This window comes from Aliikangiella aequoris (genome assembly GCF_053709105.1).
Genome location: NZ_CM132298.1, coordinates 3,228,919 through 3,249,888, shown reverse-complemented (window position 1 = coordinate 3,249,888; position 20,970 = coordinate 3,228,919). Strand labels below are relative to the sequence as shown.

Here is a 20,970-nt window from a genome sequence, read left to right as displayed (position 1 = left end):
TTACAATTATACTAAGGGATTCATGCGGTAGCTTTTTAGAATTTTTTATTTTAAAGTGGGACTTTAAAATCTTGCTGAGCTTGGAGGCATTGAAGCCGAATGAATATTCTAATCATTGATGATCATCCGTTAGTCTCTGAGTCATTAGCCCAAGTGATTAAACTAATAATCTCTCAGCCGATATCTCGTTTGCAAATAATGGCCAACAAGCAACTGAAATATCTCGGACTAATAGTTTTGACTATATTTTTCTAGATCTAGGATTACCTGATATTGAGGGTTTAGAGTTAGTCAATTTTTTTACTGAGCAGCTAAAGGGTAGCCGCTTAGTTGTTATTTCTGGAGAAAAAAGCCATCAATTAATGAAGGCTTGCTTGCAGTTTGGCGCAGTCGGATTTATTCCTAAAGGAATGGACTATGAAGTAATGAAGCATGCGTTAAATATTGTTCTGTCTGGCGAGGTTTTTATTCCGGCAGAAATGATGCATTATGTTAATGGTGTTGATACACAAACCTCGACTCAAGTAAGCTTAGTGCAGCAGAATGCCATTGAAACGCAAAATCAAACCTACGCAGCTAGTTCAACTCAAATTAAACTAACCAGTCGACAGTTAGAAGTTTTAACTTTAATGTGTCGTGGCGATGTGAATAAAATTATTGCAAGAAAATTAGGCTGCGCTGAGGCGACGGTAAAGGCCCATATTTCTGTGATATTAAAAGAGTTGGCTGCAAAAAATCGAACAGAAGCAGTTATTAATGCGCAAAAATTGAATCTAGTCGATTTAAATTAGCCGCAAAAGCGGTTTGGCTTTCAATTAATAAATATCCAATGCCAGTACGAACTAAGCTATCCTATCTGTACTATTAAAATAATCAAACTTGTGCCTAACTCAAGTTAGTGTCAGCTTATTCTAAAATAGCTAGCTTTAGCTTATTGCTCACTTTTTAATTGGCTTAAAAATTCTTTTAGCACAATAGGCGAAACGGGCTTATGCATTAATAGATAGCCACTTTTTCTTGCTTCTAAAAGTCGATCGGGTGCCGTATCACCAGTGATAATAGCCGCGGGAAGTTTAGTTTTTAAATAAGCGTTAATATGATCAATCGCTTGTATTCCTGTTTTTGAATTTTGTAATCGATAATCTGCGAGAATAACGTTTGGTTTAAAATTTGATGCTTTTAAAAATTCTAGTGCCGATTTTTCAGACTCAAAACTTTCGACCTGACAACCCCATAAAGATAATAGCGCCTTAATACCATTTCTTACTTCAAGCTCATCGTCTATTAATAACACCTTTAGATTTACGGGGAAAGACTTTGGTTTTGCTGGTGTTTTGGTTATTGCTGGTGCACTATTAGTTTGGTTAGTTTTGGGAATTGCAAGACTAAAACAAGAACCTTGATTTTCTTTTGACGTTACTTGAATAGAATAATCGAGTAAGTTAGCCATTCGCTTAACAATTGATAATCCAAGGCCAAGCCCTTTTTTTCTATCTCTTTCAGGATTATTGAGTTGTACAAACTCATCAAAAATTGACGCTAACTGTGCATCACTAATACCAATGCCAGTATCAATCACTTTTATTATAAAGTGATTGCTCGATTGGCTAAGCTGGATGTACATAACGACTAGCATAGTAATAAATAATTAAGTTAAATTTAGTTAACCGCGCTAGAAATACTTAGCGCGGTTTTTTTATCCTAGTGTTTTGAATGAGATAATTTTTCGAGAAAATTGGGCTAACTGCGCTTTTATTTTATTCGCGACTCGAAATGCATTGGCATAAATTGTAAATGTTGGGGGGCCTGACGTAATTAGTTTTAATTTAAAGAATGTAAAAGCGTCCATTAAAATGAGAATAAAAATTGAAGACACGGAGAAAAAATACTGGTACTAAACTCGATTCACTGTTTTGCAGAAATAAAAAAAAACAGGCGAAGTAATTTCGCCTGTTTTTTTGCTAGGTGAAAATCAATCGACCAGTTCACCTCCAACTACTTTCGGTGCATCTGTAACTGTGGGCTTGTCCGCTAATGTGAATGGTATTGCAGAAACATCATTAGACGTTGGTAGTACAATAGATAACGCATTATCCAAGCTCAAAGGCGACTCACCCTGGGTGCAGGATTCTATGGCTAAGTCACGCATTCTTTTTTCTAGCTCAACGGCTTTGCTAACATAGTCGCCTGAATCATTTGCAAGTAAAGTTCCATCAACAATTGAGAAGCCTCGACTATAAATACCTTGCTCAGAAACAGTATCTGGAAAGCCCCATAAGTCTCCTGGACCGCCGTACTCTAACTGAAACGATTGACCTGCATATTGGCTTTCGGTTTCGTTTCGATCGTTGGCATTGCTATGACGATAGATAAACGACATTGGACGGTCAAATTGGACTAATTCGCCTGTTGCTGAGTCGCTGATAAAAGTCATTTTATTCCAGTCATTAGGGCCGGTTTCCCATTTAAACGAAATCTCTTGGTTGTAAGTATCCCAAACATGCTCTACCGGAGTTCCTTGCAGTACCATTGCTCCAGTTTGAATTCCCCAAGTGTAAGGGCCAGAATCTGGAGCGCCTTCGTTTGGAGCCATCGCGACACTTTCGCCAGCTTCATTGGTTAAGGTTAAGTCGGTGAGATTAAAAGTATAAGTTGCTGCTGGCGCACTGGTGTCTTGTGCATTGTCTAAAAATGGCGTGTCGTTGTTTAGTGCCAGTTGTTGTGAAGTAATCCCACTTTTTAAGCAATCTGTGTAGCAGACTAAGGTAATTTCAGTACTAGAGCCAAAGGTGCTAGAGTCTGCGCCACTAATATACTCTTCACTAAATGCTACAATACTATCGGGGTCGGCGAGGCTATCATAAGCGACGCTACCGCCTAAACTTTGCGAATAGAAATGCAAAAAGTCATCGTTTAAACGCTCTGGCGTAATTGGCGTTACTTGGCGTTGACCTTGCGAATGATCAATTTGAGCGACTAGATAAAAGCCTGACTGATCAACTTGATACTGGTCGTTTAAAACTAAGTCGGCAGTATACTCAACTAAGTAATCGTTATTATTCCAGTAATTGAAGTTACTACCGTCTAAGGTATCAAGAGCAAGTGTCGATTTGGTTCGTTTAATTAAACGCCCAGGAGCATGAACGACATCGAAAGTTTGACTGCTAGTATCATTTGAAAAATCTTGTTTAGTGATTGAACTAATTTGAGTTTTATCTATACCGCCCGGTAGCCACATTCCCCAGTAACTGATATGTCCGTTCAGTTGTTGAGAGTCCACCGTGGTAGTAAATGGAAACCCTGAATTTAATTCAACAAGGCTTCCATCGGCATGGTTGTATAAATTATAACGCCATACATTTTCTTCAAAGTTAACTCGGTCGCTACAAGCTTGTGCATCGACAGTACCATCATTATTCGCATCTTTTCCTCTTAAAAAGCGCGAGGCGTCATAAGCTACCGAGAACTCTGAATGAAATTCAAAATCGCTTTGTACATTGTGAGTCGCGGTTTTGCCGACACCAGAAGTGCCTTGTTCATCATCAAGAATGACATTCGCAGCTTCGCTAAAATTCATACCAAATTGGGGCAGATCGGAACCACTATAAAACATAAATTGCAATTTCCCATCATCATTTGCAACAGTTTGCAAAGTGCCTTGCATAGAAGTGATTGTGTTTCCGTCCATCTCAACAACGCCTTCCCAGTTCATATTAAAATCACCAAAAGGAAGCTGCTCATTAGGCGAGGAATTTATTGTTATCTCAACTAAAATATTTTGTTGATCCATTGGATCGTTGCTGTCCGGATTATCACTTGGCACCCAAACTCTAACTACTTGAGGAGCGGTTTCAGATTCACGAGTAGATTCAACCGTCCATAATTGGTATTCAGTTTCGTTATTGCCACTTGATTGATTTTGCGAATCTTCTTCTTCCTTTTCGCAACGGGCGGTATCGACTAAGGCAGTATAGGTTTGGTTTACTAACGCATCGGCGCGAGTTTGACCTATGTAGCATAAAATTTGGTTAACCATTTGCATCGGCCCCATCGATTCATCCCAAACGAATGATCTAACTAGGTCGGTACTGTATTGGCTTGTTGGATCTTCAAAGGTGCTACTTTGCGAATATTTTTGTATCGGCTGTGCTGTTAAGCCCGGCTGGGGTGATGGTTCAGTTACGATACTAATAATAGGCGGAACGGTTAGTCCAGGAATATCGGTGCTAATTGGATCGTCAATCGGATCGTCAATTGGATCATCTACCGGAACATCAGCGACAATATCTTCAAGCTCCGCTTCTCCGCTACCTCCACCGCATGCTGTAATAATTAGAAGTGCTAATGGAGAGAGTTTAAATAATATCTTTTTGTTCATAAAACTTTACCTCGATACATCTTGATTCGAGTTACATCCGTTATAACGGGAACAAAGTATGAATTTGCACTACGCTGATCCTGCGAGCTATAAATATACTTGTCGACCAGTTTTGCGAATAGTTAAGGTTTTATTTAATAAAAAAGTTGGGGAAATAAAGAATTAATTTAAAATCAATTAGATAAGTTAAGTAAAAAAGCTAAAGCAAAGCTAACGAGTGCTCGAATTATAACTACGGTGGCATAGCTACATAGCACGCTCAAGCATCGAAATGAACCTCAATAAGTCTGTATATGAGTTATTAAATCGTAAAATTAATTTTGACCTAGAAAACACCGCAGATATGGGCGCAGTTAAATTCTATCTAACTGCGCTTTTATTTTATCCGCGACTCGAAATGCATTGGCATAAATTGTAAATGTTGGGGTGACGCTGCCGCCATTCGGCATAAAACTTCCATCGGTAACAAATAAATTCGATGTACCCCAAACTCGGCAGTCAGGATCGAGAGCAGACGTTTTTGGATCGGTACCAAAGCGTAAGCCTCCTGCCATCAAGTTAGATGTCGGCGAGCTAAAGGCATTTCCGTAAACTCTATCGGCCCCCATCTTTTTCATTACTTCAACACCTTTATTAACAATATATTGAGCAACTTTTAAGTCATGTGGATGATAACCAACCTTAACTTTAGCAACAGGATCTCCCCATTGATCTTTTTCGTTAGGATCTAAACTCACATGACAGTTGTCATTGGGGAGCCAATCGCAAAATACTTCAAACTTAAAGTCTTTCCGCTCGGTAAAGTGAGTTTTTAATTTTTGTTTAAGTGCAGAACCCCAAATTAAATTCCCATTATCGTCCCATTTTTGTTCGTTAGCTTCTGCAGTTGGTGAGGGTGGATCAAACACAAAGTCGATGGTTCCACCTTTAACTCGCGAAGGAAAAGCGGTTTTGTCGTCAATAAAGTACCAGTCTTGTAGTGCTCTATTAAAGAAAGGCCCGCGAACTTTTAGCTGTGCGGCTTGTTGGCTTGAAAGTTTAGTTAAGTCAAAAATACCGTGTCCGGTCCCACCAGCGCAGCAGTGTAGATTTTTACCAAGCTGTTGATGCTGATTGCCAATTCCCTCAGGATGGGCTTGGCTAACTGAACTTAGTAGTAACCGAGCCGATTCAATTGAGTAACAGGCAATGCTTATAATCTTGGCGCGAATACGGTGAGTCGTTCCATTTTCATCATAGTAATCAACAGACTCTGCATCGCCTGTTTGATTGGTATTTATTTTAAAAACTTTTGCTTTAGAAATTAATTTAAAATTACCCAGTGTCGCAACTTGATCTAACAAAGCCGCTCGCGAGCTACCTTTTGCGCCAGAGTGACAACCGTAACTGCCGCAATAGCCTGAGTATTCGCAGCTTTTTCTATTTTTATGTGGTACAGACAGGATTGCACGCGCCATAGGTAGCGGATTGAGTCCAAGCGCAATTGCGGCTTGGTCAAACCAACTGGCAACAGGGTGTTCTGCTGTTGGAGGGAAAGGGTAGTTTGGGGTTGAGCGTGGTTCTAAAAATGGATGCTTAACGACTTTTCCGGATACACCAATAACTTGCTCTACTTTGGTGTAGTAGGGTTCAAGGTCTTGATAACTAATTGGCCAGTCAACAATATTAGCACCCTCTATAGGGCCAAACTCGCTCAATAAGCGAAAGTCTTCCGGCTTTAAGCGATGAAAGTAACCGCTCATAAAGTTGCTAGCGCCGCCGACTATATTGCCGCCCCAAAATTCGCTAGTGGTATCGCTAGACCATTCTCCATCGCTTTCTGGGCTTTCTAAAACGTGTCGTTCTTTTTCTATTTTTGAGCGAAAAATATCACGCCGTGACAACATTTCGTCTTTCTTAAAATCAGCTTCTGTGTACCAGCCACCTTTTTCTAACACGCATACCCGATAACCGGCTAGAGCAAGTTCATAGGCGATTGGTCCGCTACCAGCGCCACTGCCAACCACGCATACGTCATATTCGTTTTGGGTTAAAGGTGTCTTCATGCTAAATCAACCTAATTGTTTTATAAAAAATATTGCTTTATTAAAAATTATTGTTTTATTAGAAGCAATTGTTTCGAAATTGCGCATAATCCAAGCTAAGGGTTAATGTCATTAAATTAACACTAGTCAAAGTCGCGATAAGTTTTGCCTTTTTCGGGGCGCGGGAAACCGGCTTGGTGTTCTAGCCAATGCCAGCCAACTTGATTTGGATTACCACCATAAATAGGATCTAACGTTAGCGCTTCGTTAATGTAATAAAGTAGTAACGAAAGCCAGTTTTCTCCTGCACTTGATTGAGCTATCTGCTCTAGTAAAGCTTGCTGTTTTGGTTGAGTGAGCTTTAAAAAATCTTCGCCTTGAGTTTGTTTAGCTAAGTCTTGGAGCCAGCCGACTCCTTTTTTTAAAAACTCAGGATCGCCGTCATCTTGATTTTTAGTGTCACTCATTGCAAATTCTAAATAACCCATTGCGTTGAGATCTTTTGCACTGGGGCCATTCCCGTCATCTGGAAAAAGTAGCTGCTGAACTTGTGTGATAATTTGGGTTTGAGTTGAATTAAAAGTGCTCGGTTGATTGGATGTTTGCACTGGACTTTGAGTCGAGTCTAACGTTGGGGCTTTATCATGGCAACCGAGCAAAGCTGCGCCTAATGTGGCTGCGCTGCCTCCTCTTAAAAATGCGCGCCGATTCAAGCCTTTGGCAAGAGGAAAAAAGTGAGCCGGCTTGCGCGAGCCTCTTTTGCTCTGTTTAAATTTTGTTTGGCGCTTTAACAAGTTTCGGTTTCTCCTTGGCTCTTTAGGGGCAATGTAAAATTACTATTTTTATTTGGCTTTGCTAACTCGCGTGGCTGTCTCTGCTACTCGATTCCATTGCGCTAAATGTGGGCGTAAATCATCCGGTACACCATCGCGATGAATAATGACACCATTAATGTCAATAATAAATTCGGTAGGTGTTCCCCAAACGCCGTATAAATCGGTGATTCGTTTACCAAAGTCAAAAGCCAGTGGGTAATTGAGTTGGTATTCTTGAGCGAATGCCTCGGTTTTTTTTAGCGAGTCTTTTAGTGAAGTATTAATGGCAATAACTTTAATTTGTTCAGCTAAGTGAGTTTGGGCATCTTTTAGTTTGGGAATTTTTTTAATACAGTAAGTACACCAAGTATTCCAGAAAATAACGTAAACGGCTTGTTTGCCTCTATAGTCCTGCAATTTAAATGGTTCGCCATTAAGCTGCATTATTGAAAAATCTGGCGCGAGCTGTCCTTCTTTGGGGAGGTCTTCATCGGCAAGCAGTTTAAAACTCCCACAGCATAGAGCGGCTAATGATATAAAAATGATAAAAAATCGATTCGTTTTAGTCACGTAATACCTTCATATTAAGTTGCTTTCTATAATTAAGACCCAGCAGAGAGCAAAATTGTTACACCGGAATTTATAGAATGACCGAGTTTAACCTAAAATCCAACTGTTTCCACAGAATAAGCGCTTCAAGCTATTTTGACAATTGTTGCTAGTGTAGAATAGGTTAAATCTTTTAAAGCAGGATTGATAGATTGTATCAAGTTGAAAACAAAGTAGAGCTAAAAAGCTACAACACAATGGCGGTGTCAGCAACAGCAGATACAATGCTAGTGGTGCATAGCTTGGCAGAATTACAGTCGGCAATGCCAATTATTCAAGCTAATAAAAACCGTTTGGTACTAGGTGGAGGGAGTAATCTTTTATTTTTACCCAAAGTCGAAGGGCTAGTGATATACCCGCAGATATTTGGAAAAGAATTACTTGAAGAAACTCAAGACGCGGTGACAATTCAAGTGGGCGCATCTGAGAATTGGCACGATTTGGTGCTCTATGCGTGTGCGCAAGGTTGGTATGGCATAGAGAATTTGGCTTTAATTCCAGGTACGGTTGGCGCGGCGCCGGTGCAAAATATTGGCGCTTATGGGGTAGAGGTAAAAGAGGCTATTCAGCAAGTCAATTTTGTTGACTTGAGCGATGCCAGTGAACATCAATTTAATACGGCTGAATGCCAGTTTGCCTATAGAGATAGTATATTTAAGCGCGCCGAAAAAGGTCGATATTTGATTACTTCGGTTGTTTTCAAGTTAAGCAAAGCGCCACATTTTAATTTAGATTACGCTCCGCTGAAGGCTTATTTTGCTGAGCAGGATGCAATAACAGCCAATGAAGTCGTGAGCCGAGTTTGTCAAATACGCCAATCAAAGCTTCCGGATCCCAAAGTGTTACCCAATGCTGGTAGCTTTTTTAAAAACCCCGTTATTTCACAGCAACAGTATCAAGCGTTAGTTGAAGTTTATCCTAATTTAGTTGCCTATCCGCAGTCTCATGGGGTAAAAATTGCCGCAGGTTGGCTAATTGAAAAAGCGGGCTTTAAAGGCAAGCGTGTTGGTGATGTTGGGGTGCATGCCCATCAAGCTTTAGTCTTAGTTAATTATGCTGAGTCAGCGGGGGAAAAGCTGTGGGAATTAGCACAGTTAATTAAAGCCAGCGTTAGCCAGCAGTTTGGAATTGAGCTTGAAGCAGAAGTCACTTTAATTGGAAAACAGGCTTAGCCAGATCCTTAATTGCTTTATTTAGCTTGGAAAACATTATGAAACAGTCGACCATTGAAAAAATTGACGCCTTGTTACACCGGCTAGCCGATGGGAAGTTTCATTCAGGACAAACCCTTGCCACAGAATTAGGTATATCGCGTACCGCGGTATGGAAAATGCTACAGACGATTCAGTCTTGGGAAGTTCCAGTGTATTCCATTACCGGCCGAGGCTATCAAGTGCCCGGTGGACTCAATTTACTCTGCGCTTCTCAAGTTGAGCAATCTAGAGAAAGGGTTTTAGGCGCTTCTAGTCAATTGTTACCTCGCCTTAAAGTGCTCACTTCTGTCTCCTCAACTGCAGATTATTTGGCTCAACATTGGCAGTCACACCTTGGTGGCTTGGTTTGTATTGCTGAACATCAATCTCAGGGTAGGGGACGTAAAGGGCGGCCTTGGATTTCTCCATTTGCGGCAAACTTATACTTTTCAATGGGCTTTAGAGTGCCGTTGGGGCTTGGCGCTTTAGGTGGCTTGAGCTTGGTTGTTGGAATGAGCCTAGCTGAAACCATTAATCAAATCATTGGTGAAACCGAGAACCAATCGGCACACGGGAATACTCAAAACCAAGTTAAGTTGAAATGGCCCAATGATATTTTATTTGAGCAGCGCAAATTGGCTGGAATATTAGTTGAAGCAAGTGGCGAAAGCCAAGATGCGAGTTTTTTAAATATCGGTGTGGGTATTAATTGGAATATGCAGTCAGAACAAGCCAAGTCGGTTGATCAGCCTTGGGTAAATTTATCTGAACTGACACAAAAGCGAATCCCGAGAAGCGTTGTATTGGGGCGGTTACTAGCGCGCTTAGAACAATCGCTTAATCACTACTTTAGTGAAGGCTTTCAAGAATTTGCACAACGCTGGGAGTCTATTAGCGCTCTGTATCGTCAAAACGTCGTTATTCACACCGCTAGAGAGTCAGTTTGCGGCGTTGAAGATGGTATTGAGGCTAATGGTGCATTGCGTGTTAAAGTTGGAACTAAAACACACACGTTCCATTCGGGTGAAGTCAGTTTGCGAAAAAATTAAGTGATTTTAAATAGGAAAAAATGGAAATGTACTTACTTATTGATTGGGGAAACACTCGGTTAAAATTTTGTGCAATTTCGGCTCTCAATAGTGCGCTAGTGAGCTCTAAAAGCATAGTGAAGGTAGATGTGGCAGCCGAAGGCTTTGATTTTGTTAACTCACTAAAGTCACTGGCTATTGAGCAGATTGTCATTAGTTCGGTTAGAAATGCACAAGATAATCAGGCGCTTTTTGATGCCTTATTAGTGCTAACTGAAAATATCGTATTTGCTAAAACAACTTCAAAGTTTGGGCAGCTAAACTGTGCTTATAAAGAGCCAAGACAATTGGGTGTGGACCGCTGGCTTGGCATGATTGCCGCAAACGAGCAACACCAAAGCTTTGGATTAATTAGTATTGGTACCGCTATTACCTTAGATATAGTTAAACAAAATCAGCATTTAGGTGGACAAATTATTCCTGGGTTTAAGCTGTTAAGTGAGTCTTTGCGCACCACAGGGCAAGTGAAAGCTGACGCAGTAGAACCAAACTCAGCCGAGTTTAATTTAGGACAGTCAACCACCGAGTGTGTTGATTTTGGTTTGCAGACTTTAATGATTGCCTATATAGAATGCGCCATAAATCAAAGCGAACGCATGCTAACTATCGCTGATTCGGCCCAGAGATATGATTTGGATTGGATTATTACAGGGGGGGGAGGTCAATACTGGGCTAGTCAGTTATCAACTCAGTACCGTAAATCGAACTATAGCGAGCATTTAATTTTTGCAGGTTTAATCCGTTATTTTCAAACAACATTAATTAACGAAAGTTTGTAATGCTATATTTTTCAATAAGTTAGGGGCGCTAATTTAAAAAACGTAAAAAAAGTTAAAAAACACGTTGATCATTTATAAAGATCTATTTATTATTCGCGTCCCCAGTCAAGCAGCAATGCGTTGATTTGGGCTGTGCCGACTTAGCTCAGGTGGTAGAGCAACTGACTTGTAATCAGTAGGTCGAGAGTTCGAGTCCCTCAGTCGGCACCATTATTCTGATGGGATGTTTAAATAAACATCCCATTCTCTTATCTAACCAAAGATAAGGGTAAGAAGTCGTTAAATAGTTGATAAACAACTTGATTTTTCAAGTTTTAATTGTCAAAATTCGCGGCTCGCTAGAATCACCACAATGATTTTAGTTATAAAAATTTGGAGGGGTTCCCGAGTGGTCAAAGGGATCAGACTGTAAATCTGACGCGTAAGCTTCGGTGGTTCAAATCCACCCCCCTCCACCACTATTTAAATACTAGTTCTTATTCTTAGTTTATTAATTAGTATTGGGTTGTTTTGTTTGTCGTAAAAGTTGGTGTGCGACGTTGCGCGCCTTATGCAGCGGGTATGGTACAATGGTAGAACCTCAGCCTTCCAAGCTGATGATGCGGGTTCGATTCCCGCTACCCGCTCCAGTTCGAACAAACTGCCGATATGGCTCAGTTGGTAGAGCGCACCCTTGGTAAGGGTGAGGTCACCAGTTCGACTCTGGTTATCGGCACCATTTTTCCCGGATCAATCCATAGTTGTTCCGGGTTTAGCTATGTTTGGGCATTTGTGTCCTTGCCAAGCTGATTTTAATTAAATTGTAATTTGCTTAAACTCTTTTGGAGGCATTTATGTCTAAGGAAAAATTTGAACGCACCAAACCCCATGTTAACGTTGGAACAATCGGCCACGTTGACCATGGTAAAACCACTTTAACTGCAGCAATGTGTACTGTTTTGTCAGCAGCTTTCGGTGGCGCTGCGAAGAATTTCGCAGAAATCGACAATGCACCAGAAGAAAAAGAGCGTGGTATCACCATCTCAACTTCTCACGTAGAGTACGAAACAGAAGGGCGTCACTACGCTCACGTTGACTGCCCAGGACATGCTGACTATGTTAAAAACATGATCACTGGTGCTGCTCAAATGGACGGCGCAATCTTAGTATGTTCAGCAGCAGATGGCCCTATGCCACAAACGCGTGAGCACATTCTATTATCACGTCAGGTTGGTGTACCAAAGATTGTTGTATTTATGAACAAATGCGACATGGTTGATGACGAAGAATTATTAGAGCTAGTAGAAATGGAAATCCGTGAGTTACTAGATGCTTACGAATTCCCAGGCGACGACACGCCAATCATCCAAGGTAGTGCTTTAAAAGCATTAGAAGGCGATGAAGGTAAATTAGGTAAGGAAGCGATTTTAGAATTAGCGGCAGCGTTAGATTCTTACATTCCAGAGCCAGAGCGTGACATTGACCGTGATTTCATCATGCCGATTGAAGATGTATTCTCAATCTCAGGACGTGGAACGGTAGTAACGGGTCGTATTGAGAAAGGTATCGTAAACGTTGGTGAAGAAGTTGAGATTGTAGGTATCAAAGATACAACCAAGACAACGGTTACTGGTGTTGAAATGTTCCGTAAGTTACTAGACGAAGGTCGCGCAGGTGACAACGTTGGTATTTTATTACGTGGAACAAAGCGTGAAGATGTAGAGCGTGGTCAAGTATTAGCGAAGCCAGGTTCAATCACTCCGCACACTAAGTTTGAAGCAGAAGTTTATATCTTAAGCAAAGATGAAGGTGGTCGTCATACGCCATTCTTTAAAGGTTACCGTCCACAGTTCTACTTCCGTACAACTGACGTAACAGGTGCTTGTGAACTTCCAGAAGGCGTAGAAATGGTTATGCCTGGTGACAACATTAAAATGGTTATTGAGTTAATCGCACCAATCGCGATGGACGAAGGTTTACGCTTCGCTATCCGTGAAGGTGGCCGTACCGTAGGTGCTGGTGTTGTTGCTAAGATTTTTGCTTAATTATTAAGTAATTTTCTAAAGTGTTTTTGGCGGTATAATAATATACCGCCTTTTATTGCAGGCCAGTGGCTCAATTGGTAGAGCAGCGGTCTCCAAAACCGCAGGTTGGGGGTTCGAGTCCCTCCTGGCCTGCCACTGCAATAAAATTTTATTTATCTGAAACTATTGGTTGTTTTTATGACTACACAAGAACAAGCCCCAACATCTTCTTCGTTTGATGCAATCAGATGGATCCTGGCTATTGTTGCTCTTGCCGGAGCAGTCTATGCTAACCATTATTTGGTCGATGGTTCTGTCCTCATTCGTGCAGGTGTAATTATAGTTTTAGTTGCTGTTGGTTTAGGTATTGGTTTTACTACAACCAAAGGCAAAGCAGGTTTAGCGTTTGCTAAAGAATCTAAAATTGAAGCACGTAAAGTTGTTTGGCCAACTCGTGGCGAAACAATCCAAACTACAATGATCATTATTGTGGCTGTTGCACTGGTATCTTTACTCCTTTGGGGGCTAGATGCAATACTAGTCAATATTATTAATTTCTTAACTTTAAGAGGTTAGCTTAATGTCGCTAAAATGGTATGTAGTGCAAGCTTATTCAGGATTTGAAGGTAAAGTTCGTAACTTGCTAGAAGAGCGTGTTAAACTACACGGCTTAGAAGATAAATTTGGTCAAATCTTAGTTCCAACAGAAGAAGTTGTTGAAATGAGAGCAGGCCAGAAGCGCAAAAGTGAAAGAAAGTTTTTCCCAGGCTATGTTCTTGTTGAAATGGAAATGGCTGACGAATCATGGCACTTAGTGCGAGAAACACCGCGAGTATTAGGTTTTATTGGTGGAACTAGTGATAGACCGGCACCAATTAGCCAAAAAGAAGCTGATGCAATTCTTAATCGCCTTCAGGAAACTACAGATAAGCCTAAGCCTAAAACATTGTTTGAAGCGGGTGAAGCTGTACGCGTTACTGATGGTCCTTTTGCAGACTTTAATGCGGTAGTAGAACAAGTTAATTATGAAAAAAGTCGATTACATGTATCAGTCATGATATTTGGTCGCAGTACGCCAGTTGAACTTGACTTTAGTCAAGTAGAAAAGGGGTAAACAAAGCCTCAGGCATTACCTGAGCAATACAGTTCGATGAAAACAACCATGGCCTATTATACGCTGTGGGTGTTTTTTTTACGTTAAATTAAGGGGAGCTGAAGTTTTATTAATTTTAATAAAATCAAGCGCTTGAACCCTAAAAGAGGTGAAACATGGCTAAGAAAGTCGATGCTTATATAAAGCTTCAAATTGGTGCCGGTATGGCAAACCCGAGTCCACCAGTTGGTCCTGCATTAGGTCAACACGGTGTTAACATCATGGAATTCTGTAAAGCATTTAATGCAGCAACAGAAAAACTTGAAAAGGGCCTACCTACTCCTGTAGTTATCACAGTTTATGGCGATCGTAGTTTTACTTTCGTTACTAAAACTCCACCTGCTGCGGTTTTAATCATGAAAGCGATTGGCCTTAAAAAAGGTAGTGGTCGTCCTAATACTGAAAAAGTAGGCAAGATCACTCGCGCTCAATTAGAAGAAATTGCTAATACAAAAGAGCCTGATTTAACTGCTGCAGATTTAGACGCAGCTGTAAGAACATTGTCGGGCACTGCTCGTTCAATGGGCGTAGACGTGGAGGGTTAATTGATGGCTAAATTATCTAAAAGACAAAAGCAGATTAGCGAAAAAGTTGATAAAACTAAAGTTTATACTTTAGAAGAAGCATTAACTTTATTAAAAGAAGTTTCATCTGTGAAATTTGATGAGTCATTTGACGCGGCAATCAACTTAGGTGTTGACCCTCGTAAATCTGACCAAGTTGTACGTGGCGCTACTGTGCTTCCTAACGGAACAGGTAAAGATGTACGCGTTGCAGTTTTCACTCAAGGCCCTAACGCTGATGCAGCGAAAGAAGCTGGTGCTGATATCGTTGGTATGGACGATTTAGCTGAAGAAGTGAAAAAAGGAAATATGGACTTTGACGTTGTTATTGCTAGCCCAGACGCAATGCGTGTGGTTGGTCAATTAGGTCAAATTTTAGGCCCACGTGGTTTAATGCCAAATCCTAAAGTTGGCACAGTAACTCCAGACGTAGCTACAGCGGTTAAAAACGCGAAAGCTGGTCAGGTTCAGTACCGTACTGATAAAGGTGGAATTATTCACGCGACTATTGGTAAAGGTAGCTTTGATGTTAAAGCCTTGTCTGAGAATCTTAGTGCACTAGTTACGGCTATTAAGAAAGGTAAGCCAACTTCTGCCAAAGGTACTTATTTCAAGAAGCTTTCTATCAGTTCTACTATGGGACCTGGTTTAACAGTTGACTTTGCAACAGTTGAATTAAAAGATTAGTTAGTTAGCTCAAGTTTCGCTTGAGTTAAAAAGCTAGGGTTTTTGAGTTAAGCCTGATTAATATAAATTTATTGATACAGATTAGCTCAAATCCCGTCATAGACCGTAGGTGAAAATTTTTAAAGTAGTTTACCTTTATGAGGTAATTTAAAAATGGTCTTAAAAGCAGCCTACGCAGACGGTGTAACCCGACTCAGAATTCTGGGACGGTTCACCGTTTACACGGGAATAATTAAAGACGTGAGTTTAAAATTATTCTGTAATGTAAATCCTCTAGTTAATTATTTAACTAGACCTTTTGGAGGTGAACGACGTGGCACTTGGACTTGAAGGTAAAAAGGCGATAGTTGGCGAAGTAAGCGAAATTGCTTCTAGCGCACTATCTGCTGTACTTGCTGAATACCGTGGTATGACAGTTGAACAAATGACTGCACTACGTGTCAAGGCTCGCGAAAGTGGTGTCTACTTACGAGTAGTACGTAACACTTTAGCAAAACGTGCTGTTGAAAATACTGAGTTCGCTTGCCTGAATGATGCTTTAGTAGGTCAAGTTATTTGTGCTTTTTCTTTGGAAGAGCCTGGCGCGGCCGCTCGATTAATTCGTGATTTTGCAAAAGATTGCGATAAATTGAACGCTACTGCAATCGCTATTGGCGGCACGTTACATAGTGCTGAGCAATTAGATGCAGTTGCTAAACTACCGACTAAAGACGAAGCAATTGCTTCTTTGATGAGCGTAATGAACGGTCCTGTGACCAAGCTAGCACGCACATTAAACGAGTTCCCATCGCGTATCACTCGAGTGATCAACGCAGTGGCGGATCAGAAGAAGCAGGCAGCGTAAGTTTTCAACATAACGATTGTAAATATTTCGAAATTTATAATTTTTTAATTTTAATATTTTTACCCAGGAGAATGAGTAATGGCTCTTTCTAAAGACGATATCTTAAATGCAATTGCTGACATGTCAGTAATGGAAGTTGTTGAACTAGTTGAAGCAATGGAAGAAAAATTTGGTGTAACTGCTGCTGCAGCTGCTGCTGTTGTTGCTGCACCTGCTGACGGTCCAGCTGCTGCTGAACAAACTGAATTCGACGCAGTTATGACTAGCTTCGGTTCTAACAAAGTTGCAGTTATCAAAGCTGTACGTGGCATCACTGGTCTTGGCTTAAAAGAAGCTAAAGAAGCAGTTGAAGGTTGCCCAACACCTCTAAAAGAAGGTGTATCTAAAGAAGAAGCTGAAGAAGTTAAAAAGCAGCTTGAAGAAGCAGGCGCAACTGTAGAAATCAAATAATTGATCTCTACACTGAAGCTGGCTTAAACAATCCGGCTGGTGGCATTTTTGCCTCCGGCCGTTTTGCCGTTTAAAAAAGCGATGTTTTGGTAACACTTTTTGATACGGGCCTAGGCAAATTTTTCGCTAGGTTTTGTGGTAAGTGTATCCTGTAAGCAGTTTATTTAGTTTAAAGTTTTGAAGCACGTTGATAGTCAATTTCGCCGTATCAAGAATTGATTATATAGCATGAATGAAAGCTAACTGAGGAGCCCAGATGGCATATTCATATACTGAGAAAAAACGAATCCGTAAGGATTTTGGTCTGAATAAGAGAGTTTTAGACGTCCCTTATTTGTTGGCAATTCAATTGGATTCATATCGTTCATTTTTAAATGAAGCCGATATTGTCGATTCGGGTTTGGAAAAAGCCTTTAAATCGGTATTCCCAATTTCGAGCTATTCTGGATCTGCTGCTTTAGAGTATATTAGTTACTCTTTAGGTGAGCCAGTATTTGATGTGAAAGAGTGTCAGATTCGAAGCGTGACATACTCAGCATCATTACGGGTAAAAATCCGTTTGGTTATTTACGATAAAGAAAGTAAAAACAAACAGGTCAAAGAGGTTCGTGAGCAAGAAGTTTATATGGGTGAAATGCCGCTCATGACCGACAACGGTACCTTTGTAATTAACGGTACTGAGCGAGTAATTGTTTCTCAGTTACATCGTAGCCCTGGTGTATTCTTCGATTCAGATAAAGGTAAGACGCATTCATCTGGTAAATTATTGTATAACGCGCGCGTTATTCCTTACCGTGGATCGTGGTTAGACTTTGAATTTGATCCTAAAGACTGCTTGTTTGTTCGTATTGACAGACGCCGTAAGTTGCCTGCAACTATTTTATTAAGAGCTTTAGGTTACACTACGCCTGAAATGTTAGAAATGTTCTATGAAAATGACACTTTAGAAGTAGATAAAGAAGGTGTTATTACATTAGATCTTATTCCTGAAAGACTTCGTGGCGAAATTGCGAGCTTCGATATTAAAGGAAAGCGCGGAAAAGTTATGGTTGAAGCTGGCCGTCGTGTCACTGTGCGCCATATCAAAGACTTAGAAAAAGCTGGCATTAATAAAATTGAAGTTCCTGCCGATTACTTAATTGGTAAAGCGATTGCTAAAGATATTATCGACAAAGAAACTGGCGAAATATTAATTGCTGCTAATACAGAAGTTACTGAAGAGTTATTAGAGAAAATTAAAGAAGCTGAAGTAGGGCGCTTTGAAACGCTTTACACAAATGACTTAGATTGTGGCCCTTATATTTCTGATACATTGCGAATTGATCCTTCGACTACTGCTTTAGAAGCGCTAATCGAAATTTATCGCATGATGCGCCCAGGTGAGCCACCAACTAAAGACTCAGCTGAAACTTTATTTGAGAATTTATTCTTCACTGAAGAGCGTTACGACTTGTCACGTGTTGGTCGTATGAAGTTCAATCGTCGAGTTGGACGCGGCACAGACGAAGGCGAAGGCACTTTGTCTAAACAAGACATTATTGATGTAGTAAATACCTTACTCGATATTCGCAATGGTAAAGGTGTTGTTGACGATATCGACCATTTAGGTAACAGACGTATCCGTAGTGTTGGCGAAATGGCCGAGAACCAATTTAGAGTTGGTTTAGTTCGAGTTGAGCGTGCTGTTAAAGAAAGATTAAGCATGGCAGAAGCGGATAACTTGATGCCACAAGATTTAATCAACGCAAAACCAGTTTCTGCAGCGATTAAAGAGTTTTTTGGCTCAAGCCAATTGTCTCAATTTATGGATCAAAATAACCCACTATCAGAAATCACGCATAAGCGTCGTGTTTCTGCATTAGGCCCTGGTGGTTTGACTCGTGAACGCGCTGGCTTTGAAGTCCGTGACGTACATCCCACTCACTATGGTCGAGTGTGTCCAATCGAAACGCCAGAGGGTCCAAACATTGGTTTGATTAACTCCTTGTCGTGTTACGCTCGAACTAACGATTACGGCTTTTTGGAAACGCCTTATCGTCGAGTTGATAATGGTAAAGTGACCGAACAAATTGATTACCTTTCTGCAATTGACGAAGGTAAATTCCACATCGCACAGGCAAATGTACTGTTAGATGATAATGGACAAATGGTCGAAGATCTTATCTCTTGCCGTCACATGGGAGAGTTTACTTTAACTACTGCCGACCAAGTTGAATATATGGATGTTTCGCCGCAACAGATTGTATCGGTTGCAGCCTCTATGATTCCATTCCTTGAGCATGATGATGCTAACCGTGCACTCATGGGCTCAAACATGCAACGTCAAGCAGTACCTACGTTACGCGCTGATAAGCCGTTAGTTGGAACAGGTATGGAGCGTACTGTAGCAGTAGACTCTGGTGTGACTGTTTCTGCAAAACGTGGTGGTACCATTGAGTTTGTAGACGCCAGCCGAATTGTTGTGCGTGTTAACGACGACGAAACTATTGGTGGTGAAGCTGGGGTTGATATTTATAACTTAACTAAATACACCCGTTCAAACCAAAACACTTGTATAAACCAACGTCCAATCGTTAGTGTTGGCGACGAAATTGGTCGCGGCGACGTATTGGCCGATGGCCCATCTACTGACTTAGGTGAGTTAGCACTTGGCCAAAACATGAAAATCGCTTTCATGCCGTGGAATGGTTATAACTTTGAGGATTCGATCCTAATTTCTGAAAATGTCGTGAAAGAAGATCGATTCACAAGTATCCATATTCAAGAGCTTACTTGTATCGCGCGTGATACTAAATTAGGTTCAGAAGAAATTACTGCTGATATTCCTAATGTTGGTGAAAGTGCGTTAGCTAAACTAGACGAGTCAGGTATTGTTTATGTTGGAGCTGAAGTCAAAGCGGGTGATATTTTAGTTGGTAAAGTTACTCCTAAAGGCGAAACTCAGCTTACGCCAGAAGAAAAACTTTTAAGAGCAATATTTGGTGAAAAAGCCAGCGACGTTAAAGATACTTCGTTGCGCGTTTCTTCGGGTACTGTTGGTACAGTCATTGATGTTCAAGTATTCACTCGCGATGGTGTTGAAAAAGACGCACGCGCTATGGATATTGAAGCCAGCGAAATCGCTCGTGTTCGTAAAGACTTAAATGACGAACTTGCAATTCTAAAAGGCAATATTCAAAGTCGAGCATTTAAAATATTAAATGGCGCGGTTGCTGAAAAAGGCCCTAATAAGCTTAAGAAAGGCACTAAATTAGACGAAGCTTACTTGCAAGAGATTGGCGCTGACCAGTGGTTAGATGTTCAATTACGTGACGAAGAGCTACAAACGCAAATTGAAGCTTTAGCTGAAAATCTAGAAGAGCAAAAGAAAGAGTACGACAAAAAGCTTGAAATTAAGCGAGTTAAAATCACTCAAGGTGATGACTTAGCGCCGGGCGTACTTAAAGTAGTTAAAGTGTATATGGCGGTTAAACGTCGTATTCAGCCAGGTGACAAAATGGCGGGTCGTCACGGAAATAAGGGTGTTATCTCTAACATTGTTCCGGTTGAAGATATGCCACATCTAGAAAATGGTGAAGCGGTAGATATCGTATTAAACCCACTAGGTGTTCCGTCGCGCATGAATATTGGTCAAATTCTAGAAACTCACTTGGGTTGGGCTGCTAAAGGATTAGGTCGTAAGATTGACGACATGATTGAAGAGCAGCGTAGCGTTCAAGAGTTACGTGAGTTCTTAGATAAAGTTTATAACCACCGTGAAGAAAAAACGGTTGATTTAGACTCTATGACAGACCAAGAAATTACCAATATGGCGAACAATCTAAAAGGCGGTGTTCCAATGGGCACGCCAGTATTTGATGGCGCTAAAGAATCAGAGATTAAGCATTTACTAGAATTATCTGGTGCGCTTAGCTCAGGGCAGTCATGGTTGTTTGACGGTAGAACGGGTGACCGTTTTGAGCGTCCAGTAACTGTTGGCTACATGTATATGTTAAAACTGAATCACTTAGTAGATGACAAAATGCATGCTCGTTCAACTGGTTCTTATAGCTTGGTTACACAACAGCCATTAGGTGGTAAAGCACAATTTGGTGGACAGCGTTTCGGAGAGATGGAGGTATGGGCACTAGAAGCATATGGTGCTACTTATACGCTTCAAGAAATGCTGACGGTTAAGTCTGATGATGTTAATGGTAGAACCCGTATGTACAAGAATATTGTAGACGGTGATCACCGCATGGATCCAGGTATGCCTGAATCCTTTAACGTATTAGTGAAAGAGATACGCTCACTCGGTATTAATATCGAGCTAGAGCTAGATAGCTAATCTAATACAGCGGAGATGCTCGCACCTTAGTGCGAGCGCCTAACCATCAGTTTTTAT

Annotated in this window: 17 protein-coding genes and 5 tRNA genes; 17 read left to right on the top strand and 5 right to left on the bottom strand. The window is 40.8% G+C overall.

The window, feature by feature from the left end; translation table 11 throughout:
• Positions 1–182: 182 nt before the first annotated feature.
• Entirely contained in the window at positions 183–791 is a 609-nt protein-coding gene (locus tag ACUR5C_RS14115; RefSeq protein WP_454467878.1) for a LuxR C-terminal-related transcriptional regulator, read from the top strand.
• Positions 792–931: 140 nt separating this feature from the next.
• Here the strand turns inward: ACUR5C_RS14115 and ACUR5C_RS14110 are convergent, their stop codons facing one another.
• The 5 genes from ACUR5C_RS14110 to ACUR5C_RS14090 all read right to left on the bottom strand — a co-directional run bounded on the left by ACUR5C_RS14110 (position 932) and on the right by ACUR5C_RS14090 (position 7,787).
• Positions 932–1,624 carry a hybrid sensor histidine kinase/response regulator gene (locus tag ACUR5C_RS14110; RefSeq protein ID WP_454465813.1) on the bottom strand — a complete coding sequence of 231 codons (693 nt, stop codon included), beginning with the start codon at positions 1,622–1,624 and terminating at the stop codon, positions 932–934.
• Positions 1,625–1,972: 348 nt separating this feature from the next.
• Entirely contained in the window at positions 1,973–4,378 is a 2,406-nt protein-coding gene (locus ACUR5C_RS14105) for a hypothetical protein (protein WP_454465812.1), read from the bottom strand.
• A gap of 353 nt (positions 4,379–4,731) precedes the next feature.
• Positions 4,732–6,423 (bottom strand): GMC family oxidoreductase, encoded by a 1,692-nt coding sequence (locus ACUR5C_RS14100; protein ID WP_454465811.1) that lies wholly within the window; start codon positions 6,421–6,423, stop codon positions 4,732–4,734.
• 122 nt (positions 6,424–6,545) lie between these two features.
• Positions 6,546–7,196, bottom strand: coding sequence for a gluconate 2-dehydrogenase subunit 3 family protein (locus ACUR5C_RS14095; protein WP_454465810.1), 651 nt, complete (start codon positions 7,194–7,196; stop codon positions 6,546–6,548).
• 48 nt (positions 7,197–7,244) lie between these two features.
• A complete protein-coding gene (locus ACUR5C_RS14090) occupies positions 7,245–7,787 on the bottom strand; it encodes a peroxiredoxin family protein (protein WP_454465809.1) in 543 nt (180 codons plus the stop codon).
• A 191-nt stretch (positions 7,788–7,978) separates the two neighbouring features.
• Between ACUR5C_RS14090 and murB the strand changes: the two genes are divergently transcribed.
• The 16 genes from murB (at position 7,979) to rpoB (ending at position 20,913) form a co-directional block, all read left to right on the top strand.
• On the top strand, positions 7,979–8,998 hold the full coding sequence (murB, locus tag ACUR5C_RS14085) for a UDP-N-acetylmuramate dehydrogenase (protein WP_454465808.1): 1,020 nt from the start codon (positions 7,979–7,981) through the stop codon (positions 8,996–8,998).
• A 38-nt stretch (positions 8,999–9,036) separates the two neighbouring features.
• Positions 9,037–10,068 (top strand): bifunctional biotin--[acetyl-CoA-carboxylase] ligase/biotin operon repressor BirA, encoded by a 1,032-nt coding sequence (gene birA / locus ACUR5C_RS14080; RefSeq protein WP_454465807.1) that lies wholly within the window; start codon positions 9,037–9,039, stop codon positions 10,066–10,068.
• Positions 10,069–10,094: 26 nt separating this feature from the next.
• Positions 10,095–10,886, top strand: a complete 792-nt coding sequence (locus tag ACUR5C_RS14075) for a type III pantothenate kinase (protein WP_454465806.1) — start codon at positions 10,095–10,097, stop codon at positions 10,884–10,886.
• Between the two features lie 134 nt (positions 10,887–11,020).
• Positions 11,021–11,096 (top strand) — tRNA-Thr (locus ACUR5C_RS14070).
• A gap of 164 nt (positions 11,097–11,260) precedes the next feature.
• Positions 11,261–11,344 (top strand) — tRNA-Tyr (locus ACUR5C_RS14065).
• A 97-nt stretch (positions 11,345–11,441) separates the two neighbouring features.
• A tRNA-Gly gene (locus ACUR5C_RS14060) sits at positions 11,442–11,515 on the top strand.
• Positions 11,516–11,528: 13 nt separating this feature from the next.
• A tRNA-Thr gene (locus ACUR5C_RS14055) sits at positions 11,529–11,604 on the top strand.
• A 115-nt stretch (positions 11,605–11,719) separates the two neighbouring features.
• A complete protein-coding gene (gene tuf / locus ACUR5C_RS14050; protein ID WP_454465795.1) occupies positions 11,720–12,910 on the top strand; it encodes an elongation factor Tu in 1,191 nt (396 codons plus the stop codon).
• A gap of 59 nt (positions 12,911–12,969) precedes the next feature.
• Positions 12,970–13,045: transfer RNA gene (locus tag ACUR5C_RS14045), tRNA-Trp, on the top strand.
• 42 nt (positions 13,046–13,087) lie between these two features.
• Positions 13,088–13,465, top strand: a complete 378-nt coding sequence (secE, locus tag ACUR5C_RS14040) for a preprotein translocase subunit SecE (protein WP_454465805.1) — start codon at positions 13,088–13,090, stop codon at positions 13,463–13,465.
• Positions 13,466–13,469: 4 nt separating this feature from the next.
• Positions 13,470–14,003 (top strand): transcription termination/antitermination protein NusG, encoded by a 534-nt coding sequence (nusG, locus tag ACUR5C_RS14035; RefSeq protein ID WP_454465804.1) that lies wholly within the window; start codon positions 13,470–13,472, stop codon positions 14,001–14,003.
• A gap of 155 nt (positions 14,004–14,158) precedes the next feature.
• On the top strand, positions 14,159–14,587 hold the full coding sequence (gene rplK / locus ACUR5C_RS14030) for a 50S ribosomal protein L11 (RefSeq protein WP_454465803.1): 429 nt from the start codon (positions 14,159–14,161) through the stop codon (positions 14,585–14,587).
• Positions 14,588–14,590: 3 nt separating this feature from the next.
• Entirely contained in the window at positions 14,591–15,292 is a 702-nt protein-coding gene (gene rplA / locus ACUR5C_RS14025) for a 50S ribosomal protein L1 (RefSeq protein WP_454465802.1), read from the top strand.
• 313 nt (positions 15,293–15,605) lie between these two features.
• Positions 15,606–16,136: a 50S ribosomal protein L10 gene (gene rplJ / locus ACUR5C_RS14020; protein WP_454465801.1), complete on the top strand. Its 531-nt coding sequence runs from the start codon at positions 15,606–15,608 to the stop codon at positions 16,134–16,136.
• A 78-nt stretch (positions 16,137–16,214) separates the two neighbouring features.
• The gene (gene rplL, locus ACUR5C_RS14015; protein WP_454465800.1) at positions 16,215–16,586 is read left to right on the top strand and encodes a 50S ribosomal protein L7/L12; all 372 of its coding nucleotides are present in this window, start codon (positions 16,215–16,217) and stop codon (positions 16,584–16,586) included.
• A 256-nt stretch (positions 16,587–16,842) separates the two neighbouring features.
• Entirely contained in the window at positions 16,843–20,913 is a 4,071-nt protein-coding gene (gene rpoB / locus ACUR5C_RS14010; protein WP_454465799.1) for a DNA-directed RNA polymerase subunit beta, read from the top strand.
• The last annotated feature ends 57 nt before the right edge of the window (positions 20,914–20,970 follow it).

What these genes read in the sequence shown, in the direction of transcription:
- rplL (WP_454465800.1), top strand. Translation starts at nt 16,215, where the DNA reads ATGGCTCTTTCTAAAGACGATATCTTAAATGCAATTGCTGACATGTCA.
- nusG (WP_454465804.1), top strand. Translation starts at nt 13,470, where the DNA reads ATGTCGCTAAAATGGTATGTAGTGCAAGCTTATTCAGGATTTGAAGGT.
- secE (WP_454465805.1), top strand. Translation starts at nt 13,088, where the DNA reads ATGACTACACAAGAACAAGCCCCAACATCTTCTTCGTTTGATGCAATC.
- tuf (WP_454465795.1), top strand. Translation starts at nt 11,720, where the DNA reads ATGTCTAAGGAAAAATTTGAACGCACCAAACCCCATGTTAACGTTGGA.
- rplA (WP_454465802.1), top strand. Translation starts at nt 14,591, where the DNA reads ATGGCTAAATTATCTAAAAGACAAAAGCAGATTAGCGAAAAAGTTGAT.
- rpoB (WP_454465799.1), top strand. Translation starts at nt 16,843, where the DNA reads ATGGCATATTCATATACTGAGAAAAAACGAATCCGTAAGGATTTTGGT.
- ACUR5C_RS14110 (WP_454465813.1), bottom strand. Translation starts at nt 1,624, where the DNA reads ATGTACATCCAGCTTAGCCAATCGAGCAATCACTTTATAATAAAAGTG.
- ACUR5C_RS14105 (WP_454465812.1), bottom strand. Translation starts at nt 4,378, where the DNA reads ATGAACAAAAAGATATTATTTAAACTCTCTCCATTAGCACTTCTAATT.
- ACUR5C_RS14075 (WP_454465806.1), top strand. Translation starts at nt 10,095, where the DNA reads ATGTACTTACTTATTGATTGGGGAAACACTCGGTTAAAATTTTGTGCA.
- rplK (WP_454465803.1), top strand. Translation starts at nt 14,159, where the DNA reads ATGGCTAAGAAAGTCGATGCTTATATAAAGCTTCAAATTGGTGCCGGT.
- birA (WP_454465807.1), top strand. Translation starts at nt 9,037, where the DNA reads ATGAAACAGTCGACCATTGAAAAAATTGACGCCTTGTTACACCGGCTA.
- ACUR5C_RS14100 (WP_454465811.1), bottom strand. Translation starts at nt 6,423, where the DNA reads ATGAAGACACCTTTAACCCAAAACGAATATGACGTATGCGTGGTTGGC.